12 protein-coding genes are annotated in these 14703 nt (G+C 60.3%); 9 read left to right on the top strand and 3 right to left on the bottom strand.

Features of this window, described 5'->3' with window-relative positions:
- Positions 1-8: 8 nt before the first annotated feature.
- Both B6S08_RS08235 and B6S08_RS08230 read left to right on the top strand, forming a co-directional pair.
- Positions 9-2015: a UvrD-helicase domain-containing protein gene (locus B6S08_RS08235; protein WP_094200233.1), complete on the top strand. Its 2007-nt coding sequence runs from the start codon at positions 9-11 to the stop codon at positions 2013-2015.
- Positions 2016-2144: 129 nt separating this feature from the next.
- A complete protein-coding gene (locus B6S08_RS08230) occupies positions 2145-2858 on the top strand; it encodes a GntR family transcriptional regulator (protein ID WP_094200232.1) in 714 nt (237 codons plus the stop codon).
- Positions 2859-2909: 51 nt separating this feature from the next.
- Here B6S08_RS08230 and B6S08_RS08225 read toward each other — a convergent pair whose 3' ends face one another.
- The 3 genes from B6S08_RS08225 to B6S08_RS08215 are packed head-to-tail and all read right to left on the bottom strand — an operon-like array spanning position 2910 to position 5893.
- Complete coding sequence (locus B6S08_RS08225; RefSeq protein WP_094200231.1) at positions 2910-3119, bottom strand: hypothetical protein; 210 nt, start codon at positions 3117-3119, stop codon at positions 2910-2912.
- A gap of 55 nt (positions 3120-3174) precedes the next feature.
- Positions 3175-4647, bottom strand: a complete 1473-nt coding sequence (locus tag B6S08_RS08220) for a chlorohydrolase family protein (protein WP_211284178.1) — start codon at positions 4645-4647, stop codon at positions 3175-3177.
- Positions 4648-4702: 55 nt separating this feature from the next.
- Positions 4703-5893, bottom strand: a complete 1191-nt coding sequence (locus B6S08_RS08215; protein ID WP_094200230.1) for an amidohydrolase family protein — start codon at positions 5891-5893, stop codon at positions 4703-4705.
- Positions 5894-6204: 311 nt separating this feature from the next.
- On the opposite strand from B6S08_RS08215, the gene B6S08_RS08210 reads away from it, so the two are divergent.
- From B6S08_RS08210 to B6S08_RS08180, 7 genes are all read left to right on the top strand, one after another.
- Positions 6205-7797: an ABC transporter substrate-binding protein gene (locus tag B6S08_RS08210; RefSeq protein WP_211284177.1), complete on the top strand. Its 1593-nt coding sequence runs from the start codon at positions 6205-6207 to the stop codon at positions 7795-7797.
- A 64-nt stretch (positions 7798-7861) separates the two neighbouring features.
- A complete protein-coding gene (locus B6S08_RS08205) occupies positions 7862-8827 on the top strand; it encodes an ABC transporter permease (protein ID WP_094200228.1) in 966 nt (321 codons plus the stop codon).
- Between the two features lie 29 nt (positions 8828-8856).
- Positions 8857-9840, top strand: a complete 984-nt coding sequence (locus B6S08_RS08200; protein ID WP_245849834.1) for an ABC transporter permease — start codon at positions 8857-8859, stop codon at positions 9838-9840.
- 10 nt (positions 9841-9850) lie between these two features.
- Positions 9851-10849, top strand: a complete 999-nt coding sequence (locus B6S08_RS08195; RefSeq protein ID WP_245849833.1) for an ABC transporter ATP-binding protein — start codon at positions 9851-9853, stop codon at positions 10847-10849.
- Positions 10849-11856, top strand: a complete 1008-nt coding sequence (locus B6S08_RS08190) for an ABC transporter ATP-binding protein (RefSeq protein ID WP_094200226.1) — start codon at positions 10849-10851, stop codon at positions 11854-11856. The genes B6S08_RS08195 and B6S08_RS08190 overlap by 1 nt, the downstream gene beginning before the upstream one ends.
- A gap of 213 nt (positions 11857-12069) precedes the next feature.
- The gene (gene hppD / locus B6S08_RS08185; protein WP_094200225.1) at positions 12070-13146 is read left to right on the top strand and encodes a 4-hydroxyphenylpyruvate dioxygenase; all 1077 of its coding nucleotides are present in this window, start codon (positions 12070-12072) and stop codon (positions 13144-13146) included.
- 137 nt (positions 13147-13283) lie between these two features.
- Positions 13284-14654 (top strand): sodium-dependent transporter, encoded by a 1371-nt coding sequence (locus B6S08_RS08180; RefSeq protein ID WP_094200224.1) that lies wholly within the window; start codon positions 13284-13286, stop codon positions 14652-14654.
- Positions 14655-14703: the final 49 nt, after the last annotated feature.

The following is a 14703-nucleotide window of genomic DNA, read 5'->3' as shown; positions in this document are numbered from 1 at the left end:
GCGTCATCATGTCCATCTGCAAGGCCCACTGGCTGGGCCAGCTGTTCAGTCATCCCTTTTCGGGAGTGGAGCCCACCGACCACGGGCCGGTGCTGCACCTGCGGCGGGAACGTCACCCGGTGCCCTGGCAGGAACTGCTGGCGCCGCCGGTGCTGGCGCCCGGCCGGCTGTTCCGGCAGCTGGTGCTTAACTGCCGGCAAGGACAGCTGGTGTGTGCCTGGTTGCCTAAAGCCCGTGCCGAGGCACTGCAGCGGCAACTGGAGCTGGGCTGGTTCGCGCATCATGCCGCGCGCGTGGTCCCCCTGGCCGAGCGTTGCCTGGCGTTGCTGGAATCCGGCTACCTGCGCCAGTCCCGCTGGCAGCAACTGCAGCACTGGCTGGCCGAAGAGCCGCTGCGCTGGTGTGACCTGACCCTGCCGCCCTCTCTGGATGACCGCGCCCGGGCCGCCTTTGAGCTGGTGGCCACCCTGCAACAGGCCGATGATCACTGGCGCGAGCAATGCCAGCGGGAGCATTGCGAGCAGGTGCTGCAGGAACACCAGGCGCTGTTCGATACCCTGGAAGCCCATCCGCTTACCCCGGCCCAGCGGCTGGCCTGTGTGACCGATGAGGATCACAACCTGGTGCTGGCCGGTGCCGGTTGCGGCAAGACCAGCGTGATGGCGGCGCGCACCGCCTTTCTGCTGGCATCCGGCCAGGCCGAACCCTATGATCTGCTGTTGCTGGCTTTTGGCAATGAGGCGGCGGCGGAAATGCGCGAGCGCCTGGCCCGACGCCCGGAAAACGCCGGGGTGCAGGTCAGCACCTTTCACGCCCTCGGGTTGAACATTATCACTCGGGCCACCGGGTGTGCGCCGGCGCTGAGTGAATTGGCACAAAGCGAGGCGGTCAGGCAGCGTGCCTTTTCTCGCTGGCTGGAGCAACTGGCCGAGGACGAGCACTATGGCATGCGCCTGCTGGCCTGGTTGCGCATGCACCGCTTTCAGACCGTGCCCACTCCCGACTTTGCCCGTCTGGCGAGGGAATGGGCGCCGCTGGTGGCGGCACTCAAGCAGTACGGCGAGCCCGAGGCCCCCACTCCGGAGCAGGCCGAGCAGCTGGCGCTGGTGCGGCCCCTGCTGCAGCGCTACCAGCAACGCCTGGCCGAGACCGGTGAAATTGACTTTGACGACATGATAGAGCAGGCCACCGCCCTGGTGAGAGCCGGCCGCTTTGCGGTGCCCTGGCGCCATGTGCTGGTGGACGAGTTTCAGGATATCTCGCGGGATAGGGCCGAGCTGTTGCTGGCGTTGCGTGATGCGGCTTCGGAGTTGTCACTGTTTTGCGTGGGTGACGACTGGCAGGCCATTTATCGTTTCAGCGGTGCCGATGTATCGCTCACCACCGATTTTGCCGGCTTTTTTGGCGCCACCGCCGTTACCGCCCTCGATACCACCTTTCGCTTCAACAACGTGATTGAGCGAGTGGCCAGTCGCTTTGTCACCCGCAATCCCCATCAGTTGCCAAAAAACCTGAGCACCCTGGAGCGCAGCGACGGCCCCTGCGTGCATGTGCTGCCGGTGGCCGATGACGAGCGTATGGACGTGGTGGCCCGGCTGCTGGGGCAGATCGCCGCCCAGCGGCCCAATGCCTCCGTTTATCTGTTGTCCCGCTTTCGTTTCAGCCTGCCCGACGAAGCCCTGTTGGCGGGCTGGCGCAAACGCTTTGCCGGCCTGCACATTGACGCTCAGACCCTGCACGGCGCCAAGGGCAAGGAAAGCGACTGTGTGATCCTGCTGGGCCTGGCCCGGGGCCGTTATGGTTTTCCGCCGGAAAAAAAGCAGGCCTCGCTGCTCGACGCGCTGCTGCCCGTCGAGGAAGACTATCCCCACGCCGAAGAGCGCCGGTTGTTTTATGTGGGCCTGACCCGGGCCCGGGATCAGGTTTTTCTGCTGGCCGACCGGCAAATACCTTCTCCCTTCGTCAAAGAGCTGCTGGAAGGAGGCTATCCCGGCGTCAGCCGCTGGCAGGGATGAGCATCAGGTGATGGCAGGGGAAACTTGCCGACGTCATCGGCCGGCAGCCTGTTCGAGTCGTGTCGCTTTTATACGGCATTTGTTAATATTTACCCAATTTCGTGCTGACATGGTGTGTGAGAGTAGCCCTTGACGACTGCCAAAAAGAAGGAAATCCACCGTATTGTCGAGGCCGTAGGTCGTGCCATTGTCGAGCAGCGGCTGGCCCCGGGTACCCGCTTGATAGAGCTCAAACTGGTCGAGGCTCTGCAGGCCAACCGCAATCATATTCGTGCCGCCCTGCTGGAGCTGAGTCATCAGGGGCTGGTGAGCATTATTGCCAACAAGGGCGCTATGGTCGCCTGCCCCAGTCAGCAGGAAGCGGCGGACGTGTTTGTGGTGCGTCGTTTGCTGGAAGCCGAAGCCGTGGTGCTGGCGGCTACACGCATCGACGAAGCCGGGGGGGACTCGCTCAGGGCGTTGATCGACGCGGAAAGGCAGGCCGTCAACGAAGGGCGGCGACCGGCGGCGGTGCAGCTGGCGGCCCGCTTTCATCTCGAGTTGGCGCGTATTGCCGGTAATCAGGTGTTGCTGGAAATGCTGGAGCGGCTGTTGGCGCGCTGTTCGCTGATTGTCAGCATGTATCAGAAAGATCGCCGGGCCCATGAATGCCACTGTGATGATCATGGCCGGCTGGTTGATCTGCTACTGGCTGGTGACGTGGACACGGCCGTGGGGGAAATGCGCCGCCACCTCGATCACCTCGAATCCAGCCTGGATCTGAGTGAAAATGAAGAGCAAAGCCTGGATCTGGCGGCATTGTTTTCCGAGATACAGGCGGAGTCCGGTCCCGGTTCGCACTGAGGCGCCCCGATATCGGCCTTCCCGTTTTGGTGAAGGAGGCGACCGGCCGCTTCAATGCCGGACGATCATGCTGGCGCAGAACGTAAATACCGGGAAAGCGCTCAAGGGCCCAGTCACTTGGTGCACCCGGTCAATATTCCCGGGTTGATCACCAAAGTGCGTGAGTTTGTGTTTTTCCGGCCGGTCAAGGCCAATGAACACCTCAACCGTCAGGCCAATATTGAAGAGGCCAGAACCGCTGGCCATACCACCAATATGCATACCGCCAATCCCGCCACTTTCCCGCAGTACTTATTGGCTGCGTCGTTGCGTTCGGTTACCGGTTTCGTCGACTCAGGGGAAAGCTGGGCGGGAAGATCTCCGTCAGCGGCGGATGCTGGTGGCAACGCTCCGGGTAGCTGGCGATAAAGCCGTCAAACTGTTTCTGGGCCTGGTGATGCAGTTGCTGCAGATCCAGCCCGAGTTTCACCAGCTGGCCGTCCCAGACTACTCTGTCACCGTTGATGATGACGCCCTTGATGTCCCGGCCATTGCCGTTAATCACCATGGCCGTGATGGGGTCGAAGACCTGACCGGTATGAATGCGGTCGAAGTCGAACACCATAATATCGGCCCTGGCTCCCGGGCAGAGGCGGCCGATGTCTTCCCGCCCCAGGGCCCTGGCTCCGCCCAGGGTGGCCATATTGTAATAATCCGCTGCCGAGGCCTCGGTGATGTTACCGCGCTCGACCCGGCTGAGAATGGCGCCAATGTGCATGTTCTGGATCATGTCCGGCGGATAGGTGTCCGTGCCCAGGCTGATGTTGATGCCGGCCTCGCGAAAACGACTGACGCCGTTGAAGTATTTGGCATGGCGACCGGCCACCAGGGGACAGATCACGGCGCTGGCGCCGCTTTGTCCGAGCAAGGCCAGTTCCCTGGCTATCTTGTCCGGGGTGGAGTGCTTGCCGCCTAGCAATTGCAGGTGAGGGAGCAACAGGCGGCGGTCAAGCAGGTCGTTTTCGGCCATCAGCTCCACCGAGGACATGCCGTTGTGCAGTTGGTGCACCATTTCCAGTTCGAACTCGCCCTGGCAGCTGTGCAGCCGCACCGGACAGTCCAGCTCGCGCATGGCCCGGGCCGTCTGGCGCAGCAGCTCAGGGGTGCAACCTTCGATGCGATCCGGTGCCAGCATGCCCCTGATGGTGTCGCCGTACTGGTCCAGCTGTTCGGCGTAGTGCACCGCTTCTTCCAGTCCTTGCAGCCCGCGGCGTTCGTCGAAACGCATGTCGAAATTGCCGTTCGGATTGACCACGCCATAACCGGACATGTAGGCCGGGCCCAGGTAGGCGCGGACCCCCAGGCTGGCGGCGATATCGGCGGCACGACGAAACTCGTCGGCGGTTTCCGCCCACTCCCGGTACAGGATCGAGGTGATGGGCGCGATGGTGGTAATGCCGTTGAGCAGCAGCTGGCTGAAGGCATAGCGCTTGTTGAAGTCCAGCTCGGCATCGCTGTAGGTCTCCCGTCGCAGCCAGTCGCTGGCGGGCAGGCGGCCTTTTTTCCAACCGGGCTGATGATCAAAGGCCAGCACGGTGGAGTCCAGATCCGCTACGGCATCCAGATCAATGAAACCGGGGCCGACCAGGGCGTTACCCAGGTTCTGAGTGTCGTCCACCTGGCCCTGATAGTCGTGGCCCACAAAGAGGACGGTATCCCCCTGGTAGACCAGCTCGCCGTGTTCATAAATGTGATGGCCGTCATCCTTGAAGCCAATCACGTACCGGGCAGTGATTTTGGTGGTTTTCATATGAATTTCATTCCTTTGAACAGTAAACGGGTGTGGCGCGTTGGCATGGTTCGGTTCAGAACAGGCATTCCCCCCTGTCGGCAACCACTCTACCGGCCTTGATCACGGTACGGTGTTGGGGGGGCTCGACAATGGCTTCGGCAACGGTTCTGGTGTCCAGCAGCACCAGGTCTGCCTGGCAGCCCGGTTGCAGACCATAGTCGCTCAGCCCCATGACCTCGGCACCGCCCTGGGTGATGGCGTGCAGAGCCTGTTCCAGCTCCCTGTCCTGACGCCAGCGATACTTCAGGCCCATCAGCATGGCCCGTTGCAGCATATCGGCGTTGCCATAGGGGCTCCAGGTATCGCGAATGCCGTCATTTCCGGCGGTGACCCTGATGCCGGCGGCGCGTAGTTTTTCATAGGGAGGCACGTTGCGGTTGGCCGGCGCCGTGGTGGCAATGGCGATATCCGCCCGGGCCAGGCCCTCGATCAGTCGCTCCTGGTAGGCCGTATCCACTTCGCCCAGGCAGAAGGCATGGCTGATGGTCACCTTGCCTTGCAGGCTCGAAGCCAGGGTGCGTTCAATCATCAGCTCTACCGAGAAGGCGCCGAGCTCGCCAGCTTCGTGCAGGTGCAGGTCGATGCCCTTGTCGTGACGGTTGGCTAGGTCGAACAGTGCATCGATATGGGCCACCGGATTGCGTTCAAAGCTGGAGGGATCAATGCCCCCGACATAGTCGGCGCCCAGTCTGAGCGCCTCATTCATCAAGGCCTGGGTACCGGGTCGGCCCAGCATGCCGCTCTGGGGAAAGCAGACCGTTTCTATGTAGACCTGACCGGCTAGCTTATCTCTGGTGGTCAGTACACCTTCCATGTGCTTGAGGCCGATTTCGGTGTCCACATCGATGTGAGTTCGAATATGGGTGGTGCCCAGGCTGATGGCCTGTCGAGTGATGCGCTCGGACTGCCGCTGAGGGTCAACGTCATGGTGACGGCGAAAGTGGCGCTCGTTTTCAATGATGGCCGGCAGTTCCCGAGGAACCTGATTTTCATACCAGTCCATGCCCCAGAGGGACTTGTCTATATGGGCGTGGCCGTCGATGAAACCGGGTAGTGCCAGGCGGTGATGGCCTTCCAACAGGGTGGCGCCGGGCGGCAATGGAATATGGGGCGCTATACGAGAGATCTTGCCCTGTTCGATCAGCATATCCCGGCTGTCCGCCGCCCCCTTGATACGAACTTGTCTGAGCAGTGCGACTGTCATGGTTACTCCCTGTAGCGATGAAGCGAATGCGGTGTGGTGCACCTGATGCCGTCACCCTGCCCGGAAATGCAGGGTGAAGATAACATTCACGCAACATATCAGCGGGGTAAGGGGTTGTGGAGCCCCGTCAGGCAGCATCTTTGGGTTTTGGGATTGCTATCACATAAGGAGTAGATTGTTAGCAATTTTGGTTACCCTCTCTAATTTTTTGTAATAAAAATGTTATCGATGCTGGTTGTACAGGCATTACATCTGTCAGAAGGGGCTCGATGACGAGGCCTCACTATGTTCACTCACAGGGATGATTGATGATGAAACTGACCAAAATTGCCGCTTGTCTGCTGGTTGCTTCCTGCAGCCTGAATGCACAGCAGGCCCAGGCCGAAAATGTGGTGCGCTGGGCCCAGCAGGGAGACATTCCCACCCTTGATCCCTACGCCTTTGCCTCCACCCCGGCCCTGGCATTCCAGAACCATATCTATGAAGGTCTGGTGCAATGGAATGAACAGCTGGAAATGTCTCCGGCACTGGCGACCGGCTGGGAGCAAGTGGATGAAACCACCCTGCGTTTTTATTTGCGCGAGGGAGTCAGGTTTCATAATGGCAACAGCTTCAATGCCGATGACGTGGTCGCTTCCATTGCCCGGGTGACCCACCCGGATTCGGGAATTCGCGGCAATGCTTCTTCCATCAAGGACGCCGTCAAGGTGGACGATTACACGGTGGATATTCGCCTCAATGGCAAGTCGCCCATCGCCCTCAATGAGCTGACCGGCATTCTGATGATGGACAAGGAGTGGCTGGAAGAGCACAAGGCCACCGAGCCCACCAGCATGAGCAAGGGCACCGAAGGCTACGCCACCAACCACACCAACGGCACCGGTCCCTTTATTCTGGAAAGCCGCCGCCGCGATGCGGAAATGGTGCTGATCAAAAATGATCACTGGTGGCAGGCCGAGCAGGTCAAGCACAACATTGATCGCATTGTGTTCAAGCCGGTGGCTTCCGAGTCTACTCGCCTGGCCGGCATGCTCTCCGGCGAGTTTGATCTGGTCAGCGACATTCCCCTGCAGGACTTGCCCCGGTTGGAACGGGAGCAGGGCATAGAGGTCAAGGTGCGCCCTTCGCTGCGGGTGATGTTTCTTACCCTGAACATGAATAACGAACTTAATGCGGGCAATGTGGATGGAAAAAATCCGCTGCAGGATCAGCGGGTACGCCAGGCCCTGCACATGGCCATTGACCGGGAAGCCATCGTCAAGAAAATCATGCGTGGCATGACCGAGGTGGCCAACACCTATGTGGCGCCGGCCATCGCCGGCTACGATGCCGAGCGTGCCATTGGCCATGGCTACGATCCGCAAAAGGCCAAAACGCTGCTGGCCGAGGCCGGTTACTCGAATGGTTTCAAGCTGGCCTTTGACTGTGAACAGGGGTACTACCTGAACGCGGAGCAGTGGTGTCAGGCGGTGCAGCGTTACTGGTCCAAGATTGGCGTGGACACCAATCTGAATATGCATACCCGCAGCGTCTATTCGCAAATTCGTGACAACGGCCGTACCGATGTGGCGGTGCTCGGCTGGGCCAACCTGCCGCTGTATGACGCCTACAGCATCAACCAGCAGATGTTGCACTCCAGGGATGGCGGCATTTACGGCGCCTTCAATATTCCCCGCTTTCAGAATGACACCATCGACAGGCTGATTGAGCAGTCTTCCGTGGAGCAGGATCAGCAGAGGCGTACCCAGCTGATGGAGGAGGTGCTGGCCACGGCGCAACGGGAGTTGCCACTCCTGCCCCTGCATTTTGAGCCCATGGCCTGGGCAACCTCCGACAAGCTGACCATCACTCAGAACCCCGACAATGTGGTACGGCTCTGGTACGCGAGCATCAAGCAAAGCTGATTCCTTGCCGGCCCGCCGTGGGGCTGGCAAGGCCTTGTACGAGTCAATCAAAGGAGTGAGATGAATGCTGGCTTTTATCATACAGAGGTTGATCCAGGCCTGTGGCCTGATGCTGACGGTGGCGCTGATCGCCTTCACCATGTTTCAGTTTGTGGGGGATCCTATCGACGGCATGTTGCCGGAGAGCGCCACTCAACTGGAACGGGATCAATTGCGGGAAGAGCTGGGTCTGAACGATGGCGTGCTTACCCAGTACGGGCGCTTTGTCGGCAATATAGCCCAGGGGGATTTCGGCATTTCCTATTACAACAAGATGGATGTGCTCAATTTAATCCTGGAACGGTTGCCCGCCACCCTGGAGCTGGTGTTCGTGGCCGTGATCATCTCGCTGCTGGTGGGGTTGCCTGCCGGGGTCTGGGTGTCGCTGTCGCGCAACAAGTGGCTGACCAGCCTGGTGCAGACCATTTCCCTGATCGGGGTGTCCCTGCCCAGCTTTATTGCCGGCATCGTGCTGATCATCGTGTTTTCGGTCTGGCTGGGCTGGCTGCCTTCCCATGGCAGGGGAGACATCGTGGAGTTTGGCTGGTGGAGCAGTGGTTTGTTCAGTCAGTCGGGCTGGGCCTCGATCATTCTGCCGGCGTTGTCACTGGCGCTGTTCATGATCACCATGGTCATGCGTCTGGTACGCAGTGAGATGAAAGAGGTACTGCGCACCGATTACATCAAGTTCGCCAAGGCCAGGGGCATCCGCCAGCGCAGCATCAATTATGTGCATGCCCTGCGTAACTCCCTGCTGCCGGTGATCACTATTATCGGCTTGCAGATCGGCGGCCTGATCGCTTTCGCCGTGGTCACCGAAACGGTGTTCCAGTGGCCGGGCATGGGGCTGTTATTTATCCAGGCGGTGAACTACGTGGATATTCCGGTGATCTCCGCTTATCTGGTGTTTATCTCCCTGATATTTATCTGCATCAATACCCTGGTGGACATCCTTTATCGAGTGATCGATCCGCGCCTGAAAAACGCTTGAATGTAAGCACCCCAAGGACGAGGTAACTTATGGCAATGAACATGACCAAGGCGGCTCCGGCCGCCCCGGCGGGCTCTCGCCCAGTCGGACTGCAGAAACTATGGCAACGGCTGCTGGCCGTCTGGGACAGCGACATCGCCTACAACTTTCGCTGCTCCCGGCTGACGGTGTTTGCCAGCGCTGTCTTGCTGTTGCTGCTGTTCGGCGGCATTGGCGCTTCCCTGCTGGCTCATTACGACCCCTTCGACCTGGCCGCCTTTGACCTGATGGACTCCGAGCTGCCACCGTCCTGGGTGGAAGGCGGTGAGGCCCGCTTCTGGCTGGGCACCGACATTCAGGGGCGAGACGTCTATTCGCTGATCCTGCACGGCCTGCAGGTGTCGCTGATCGTCGGTTTTATCAGTGTGCTGTGCGCCATGGCGCTGGGGGTGACCCTGGGGGTGGTCAGCGGTTACTTCGGTGGCCTGATCGATGCCCTGATCATGCGCCTGGCCGATGCCATGCTCAGCTTCCCCACCATCATGTTCGCGCTGCTGGTGAGCGGTGCCGCCCGTGGCCTGCTGCCTCAGGACATGCACGATCAGATGGCGGTATACATCATCGTCATCTCCATCACCCTCACCGGCTGGATGCAGTATGCCCGTACCGTGCGGGGCTGCACCCTGCTGGAGGGCAACAAGGAATATGTACAGGCCGCCAGGGTCATGGGCAGCAGCAATATGCGCATCATGTTCCAGCATATTCTGCCCAATGTGCTCAGTCCGGTACTGGTGCTGGCCACCCTGCACCTGGCGCTGGCGGTGCTGACCGAAGCGACCCTGTCCTTCCTCGGAGTGGGCATGCCGCCACACCAGCCGTCGCTCGGCACCCTGATCAACGAAGGTAACAAATACCTGTTCTCGGGCCAGTGGTGGGTGGTGCTGTTCCCCTCCCTGGTACTGGTCGTGCTGGCGCTGTCGGTCAACCTGGTGGGCGACTGGCTGCGCGATGCCCTAAATCCCAAGCTGCGTTAAGGAGAAGACCATGGACAAGGTGAACAATAACCGCGGTGAGGTGGTGCTGGAGGTGGATGATCTGTGCATCGAGTTTATGCACCGCAAGGGCAACCTGAAGGCAATTCAGAATGTGTCATTTGATATGCGCGAGGGGGAGATCCTTGGGGTGGTAGGAGAATCGGGAGCCGGCAAGTCACTGACCGGCTCGGCCATCACCGGCCTGCTGGAGGCGCCGGGACGCATCGCCGGCGGTGAAATTCGCCTGCACGGCCAGCGCATCGATAACCTGGCAGAAGAGCGGCGCCGGCTGCTGCGCGGCAAGGAAATCGGCGCCATCTTTCAGGATCCCCTGACCAGTCTGAATCCGGTGCTGACGGTGGGCAAGCAGCTGATTGAAACCATTCAGACCCACCTGCCGCTGTCTTATGAGCAGGCCCGGCAGAAGGCACTGAACCTGATGAAGGAAGTGGGCATACCGGCGGCGGAGCAGCGTATCGATCAGTATCCGCACCAGTTTTCCGGGGGCATGCGCCAGCGCATCGTGATCGCTTTGGCGCTCTGTGTTGAGCCCAGGGTGATTATCGCCGATGAGCCCACCACGGCGCTGGACGTATCGGTGCAGGCCCAGGTGCTGCAGCTGCTGCGCCGGCTGTGCAAACAACACAATGCCTCGGTGATGCTGGTGACCCACGACATGGGAGTAATCGCCGAGATCTGCGATCGGGTGGCGGTGATGTATGCGGGCCGGCTGGTGGAGATAGGCCCGGTGGAGGCGGTGCTCAAGTCCCCCAGCCATCCCTATACCGCGGGGCTGATGGGCTCCATTCCCCGGATTGGCGTGCGTGAGCCTCGGCTGTCGCAGATCCCGGGCTCCATGCCCCGGCTTAACGCCATTCCTCCGGGCTGTGCCTTCAACCCGCGCTGCCCCAACAGCAGTGCCGAATGCCGGCAGTCTGAGCCGGTGCTGAAAACGGTGGGAGATTCCCGGGTTTCCTGCCTGAAAGTCACGGAAGAGGAGCTGGTGTGATGAGCGAAATGATTGAAGAAAGAGGTCTGCTGGAGGTGCGCGACCTGCACATCAAGTTCGATATCTCCAAGCCCCTTATGCACCGGCTGCTGAACCGGGAAGACAAAACCTATGTGCACGCGGTGCGGGGCATCGACTTCAGCATTCGCCGGGGCGAGACCTTCAGTCTGGTGGGTGAGTCCGGTTGCGGCAAGTCGACGGTGGCGCGGCTGTTGTCGGGCCTGTATCAGCCCACCGACGGTGAAATCAGTTATGAAGGCACGGTGCTGGCAGAAGCCAGCCGCGAGCAGCGCCAGTATATTCGCCGCCGCTGCCAGATGATCTTTCAGGATCCCTTTGCCAGCCTCAATCCGCGCTGGAAGGTGGAACGGATCATCGCCGAGCCGCTGGTGCTGTTTGGCATGATCAAAAGCCGGGAAGAAGGGAGGAGGTGGGTCGGGCAACTGCTGGAGCAGGTGGGCCTGGCGGCCTCGGACATGGACAAGTTTCCCCACGAGTTCTCGGGGGGGCAGCGCCAGCGCATCTCCATTGCCCGGGCCCTGGCCGGCGAGCCCGAGTTTCTGGTCTGTGACGAGCCCACCTCGGCGCTGGACGTGTCGGTGCAGGCCCAGGTGCTCAACCTGATGAAGGATCTGCAGGAAGAGCTGGGGCTGACCTATTTGTTTATCAGCCATGACATGTCGGTGGTGTCCCACTTCTCGGATCGGGTCGGCATCATGTATCTGGGCCGGCTGGTGGAAGTGGGCACGGTGGAAGAAGTGTTCAACCGCCCCCGCCACCCCTATACCCGCCTGCTGATGGACGCCATTCCCAGCATGGATGTTATCCACAAGGAGCGCACCCCGGTCACCGGCGAGGTGCCTAATCCGATCTCGCCGCCCTCGGGCTGTGCCTTTCACCCCCGCTGTGCCTTTGCCACCGACAGATGCAAGCAGGCCTCGCCGGCGACGCAGAATATCAGCGAAACCCAGCAGGTCTCTTGTCACTACCCCTTGTCGGTGAGTTAACTGGCGGAACCTGGCGAGCGACAGGGCCGGCCCGAAGGGCTGGCCCCGTAATATCATGCGGTACATAGGCAAGCCGTCAGGCACTGGCTTTCGGTCGTCGGCTGTTGCCGACGCCTGTAAACCCTTGTTTACGACGCCACAGGCCGTCACCCGCTCGTTCATGGCTTCCGCCCTTATACTTAACCCGCATCATTCAGGGGAAAGGAGGGCACCATGGCCGAAAGCAGCAATCACCTGTGGGAAAACCCGCTGGGCACCGATGGTTTCGAGTTTGTGGAATATGCCTCCACCGAGCCCGAACGGCTGGCGCAACTGTTTGAGCACCTGGGCTTTGTGGCGGTCTCCCGCCATCGCAGTAAAAACGTTACCCTGTATCGCCAGGGCGACATCAACTTTATTCTCAATGCCGAGCCCGACAGTCAGGCGGCGCAGTTTGCCAAAAGTCACGGCCCCTGTGCCAACGCCATGGCGTTCAGGGTGAAGGATGCCGCCGTCGCCCTGAAACGATTGCAGGCCGATGGCGCCAAAGTGGTGCCGTCCGGTGCCGGCCCCATGGAACTGCAGATCCCGGCCATAGAAGGCATTGGCGGCTCGTTGATTTATCTGGTGGACAGGTACGGTGATCACAGCATCTATGACGTGGACTTTCGCCCCCTTGGGGGAGTGGCGCGCCATCCCAAAGGGGTGGGACTCACCTACATCGATCACCTTACCCACAACGTGGCCAGAGGCCATATGGATCTGTGGGCGGGCTTTTACCAGCGGTTGTTCAACTTTCGGGAAATCCGCTATTTCGATATCGAGGGCAAGCTCACCGGGCTGCGCTCCCGGGCCATGACCAGTCCCTGCGGTAAAATTCGCATTCCCATCAATGAGTCATCCGACGAACACAGCCAGATTGAGGAATTTCTGCGCCAGTATCGAGGCGAGGGCATTCAGCATATTGCCCTCGGCACCGACGACATCTATCGCACCGTGGAGCAGTTGCGCGCCGGCGGCATGAGTTTTATGGATACCCCCGATACCTACTATGAGCGCCTGAACGAGCGTCTGCCCGGCCACAATGAGGACCTGGGGCGGTTGCAGCACAATCGCATTCTGATGGATGGTGCCCCCACTGAAGGACAGGGGTTGTTGTTGCAGATCTTCACCGACACCGTCATCGGTCCCATCTTCTTTGAAATTATTCAGCGCAAGGGCAATGAGGGTTTTGGTGAGGGCAACTTTCAGGCTCTCTTTGAATCCATCGAGGAGGATCAGATACGCAGAGGCGTGCTGAAGGCGGAATAATCTTCAATTTTTACACTCAACCGTTTTTTATTTGAGCGTGTGGTGGCAAAATAGCAGGACATACTGTCAGCTATTCTTTACACCTTGGCCGGGGTGGCTGATAAATAATAACAGGCCGAAGATTTGATGGAGTGGGTGTGAGTAACAACGTGCAGGGAGCCGGCGTGCGTCCGGCCCAGTGGTCCAGCCGGTTTGCCTTTATCATGGCGGCGGTCGGCTCGGCGGTCGGCCTTGGCAATATCTGGAAATTTCCCTATATCACCGGTGAGAACGGCGGCGGCGCCTTTGTGCTGGTGTATCTGGCCTGTATCGCGGTGATCGGCCTGCCGCTGATGATGGCGGAAGTCATGCTGGGCCGGCGCGGTGGCCAAAGCCCCATCGGCACCATGGCGCAGGTGGCCGCCGATGAAGGGCGTAGCCGAAGCTGGGTGGGCATTGGCTTTATGGCCACCCTGGCGTCCTTTCTGATCCTGACCTTTTACAGCGTGATTGCCGGCTGGACCATGCCCTATATTCTGTCGGCGGCCAGCGGCGAGTTCGGCGGCATAGCGGCGAAAGACTCCGATGCCCTGTTTGGTGGCCTGCTGGCCTCGCCGGGGCAACTGTTGCTGTGGCACTCGGTGTTTATGGGGCTGACGGTGCTGGTCTCCGCTGGGGGCGTGCGCCATGGCCTGGAGCGGGCGGTTACCAAACTGATGCCGGCGCTGTTTGTACTGTTGCTGATCCTGGTGGGTTATGGCATGACCTCCGGGCATTTCGGTGAAGCCGCCGCCTTTCTGTTCAGGCCCGATTTCTCCGCCCTGACCGCCGAGGCGGTGCTGGTGGCCCTGGGCCACGCCTTCTTTACCCTGAGCCTGGCCAGTGGCGCCATGATGGCCTACGGCGCCTACCTGAAAAAGGAAGTGCCCATTGCCCGCACCTCAGTGGTGGTGGCGCTGATGGATACCGGCGTCGCACTGCTGGCGGGTCTGGCGATTTTCCCCATCGTATTCGCCAATGGTCTGGAGCCGGGCGCCGGCCCCGGACTGATTTTCGTGACCCTGCCGGTGGCCTTTGGCCAGATGCCGGGCGGCAGCTTTTTCGCCACCCTGTTCTTTGTGTTGCTGCTGTTTGCGGCCTGGACCTCGTCCATTTCCCTGCTGGAGTCCCTGGTCAGTTACCTGAATGAAAAGGGCGTGAGCCGAGTAAAGGCGGCCATCGGTGGCGGACTGGTGGCCTGGCTGGTGGGCATTACCACAGTGCTGTCGCTGAACGAGTGGTCGGGCTTTACCCCTCTGGACATGTTTGCCCGTTTTGAGGGCAAGACGCTGTTCGATCTCTATGACTACCTCACCGCCAACATCATGATGCCCCTGGGGGCCTTTTTCACCGCCCTGTTTGTGGGCTGGAAAATGAAGCCGGCCCATTCCGCCGCCGAACTGGGTGGCTGGCACCGAGTGTGGTTTCCGGTGATCCGTTACCTGTCTCCCATTGCCCTGCTGATCGTGTTTTATTTCAACCTCTGGTAAGGCGGCACTTAGGTGCGTTTGCATCAGCCCAAAAAGCCCGCCCTTGCGG

Origin of the sequence: Oceanimonas doudoroffii, from assembly GCF_002242685.1 — a bacterium.
GTDB lineage: Bacteria > Pseudomonadota > Gammaproteobacteria > Enterobacterales > Aeromonadaceae > Oceanimonas > Oceanimonas doudoroffii.
This window is presented reverse-complemented; position numbering and strand designations above follow the sequence as displayed.

Coding starts and splice junctions, on each gene's coding strand:
- B6S08_RS08210 (WP_211284177.1), top strand. CDS start 6,205: ATGAAACTGACCAAAATTGCCGCTTGTCTGCTGGTTGCTTCCTGCAGC.
- B6S08_RS08225 (WP_094200231.1), bottom strand. CDS start 3,119: ATGCATATTGGTGGTATGGCCAGCGGTTCTGGCCTCTTCAATATTGGC.
- B6S08_RS08215 (WP_094200230.1), bottom strand. CDS start 5,893: ATGACAGTCGCACTGCTCAGACAAGTTCGTATCAAGGGGGCGGCGGAC.
- B6S08_RS08190 (WP_094200226.1), top strand. CDS start 10,849: ATGAGCGAAATGATTGAAGAAAGAGGTCTGCTGGAGGTGCGCGACCTG.
- B6S08_RS08200 (WP_245849834.1), top strand. CDS start 8,857: ATGGCAATGAACATGACCAAGGCGGCTCCGGCCGCCCCGGCGGGCTCT.
- hppD (WP_094200225.1), top strand. CDS start 12,070: ATGGCCGAAAGCAGCAATCACCTGTGGGAAAACCCGCTGGGCACCGAT.
- B6S08_RS08195 (WP_245849833.1), top strand. CDS start 9,851: ATGGACAAGGTGAACAATAACCGCGGTGAGGTGGTGCTGGAGGTGGAT.
- B6S08_RS08235 (WP_094200233.1), top strand. CDS start 9: ATGTCCATCTGCAAGGCCCACTGGCTGGGCCAGCTGTTCAGTCATCCC.
- B6S08_RS08220 (WP_211284178.1), bottom strand. CDS start 4,647: ATGAAAACCACCAAAATCACTGCCCGGTACGTGATTGGCTTCAAGGAT.
- B6S08_RS08205 (WP_094200228.1), top strand. CDS start 7,862: ATGCTGGCTTTTATCATACAGAGGTTGATCCAGGCCTGTGGCCTGATG.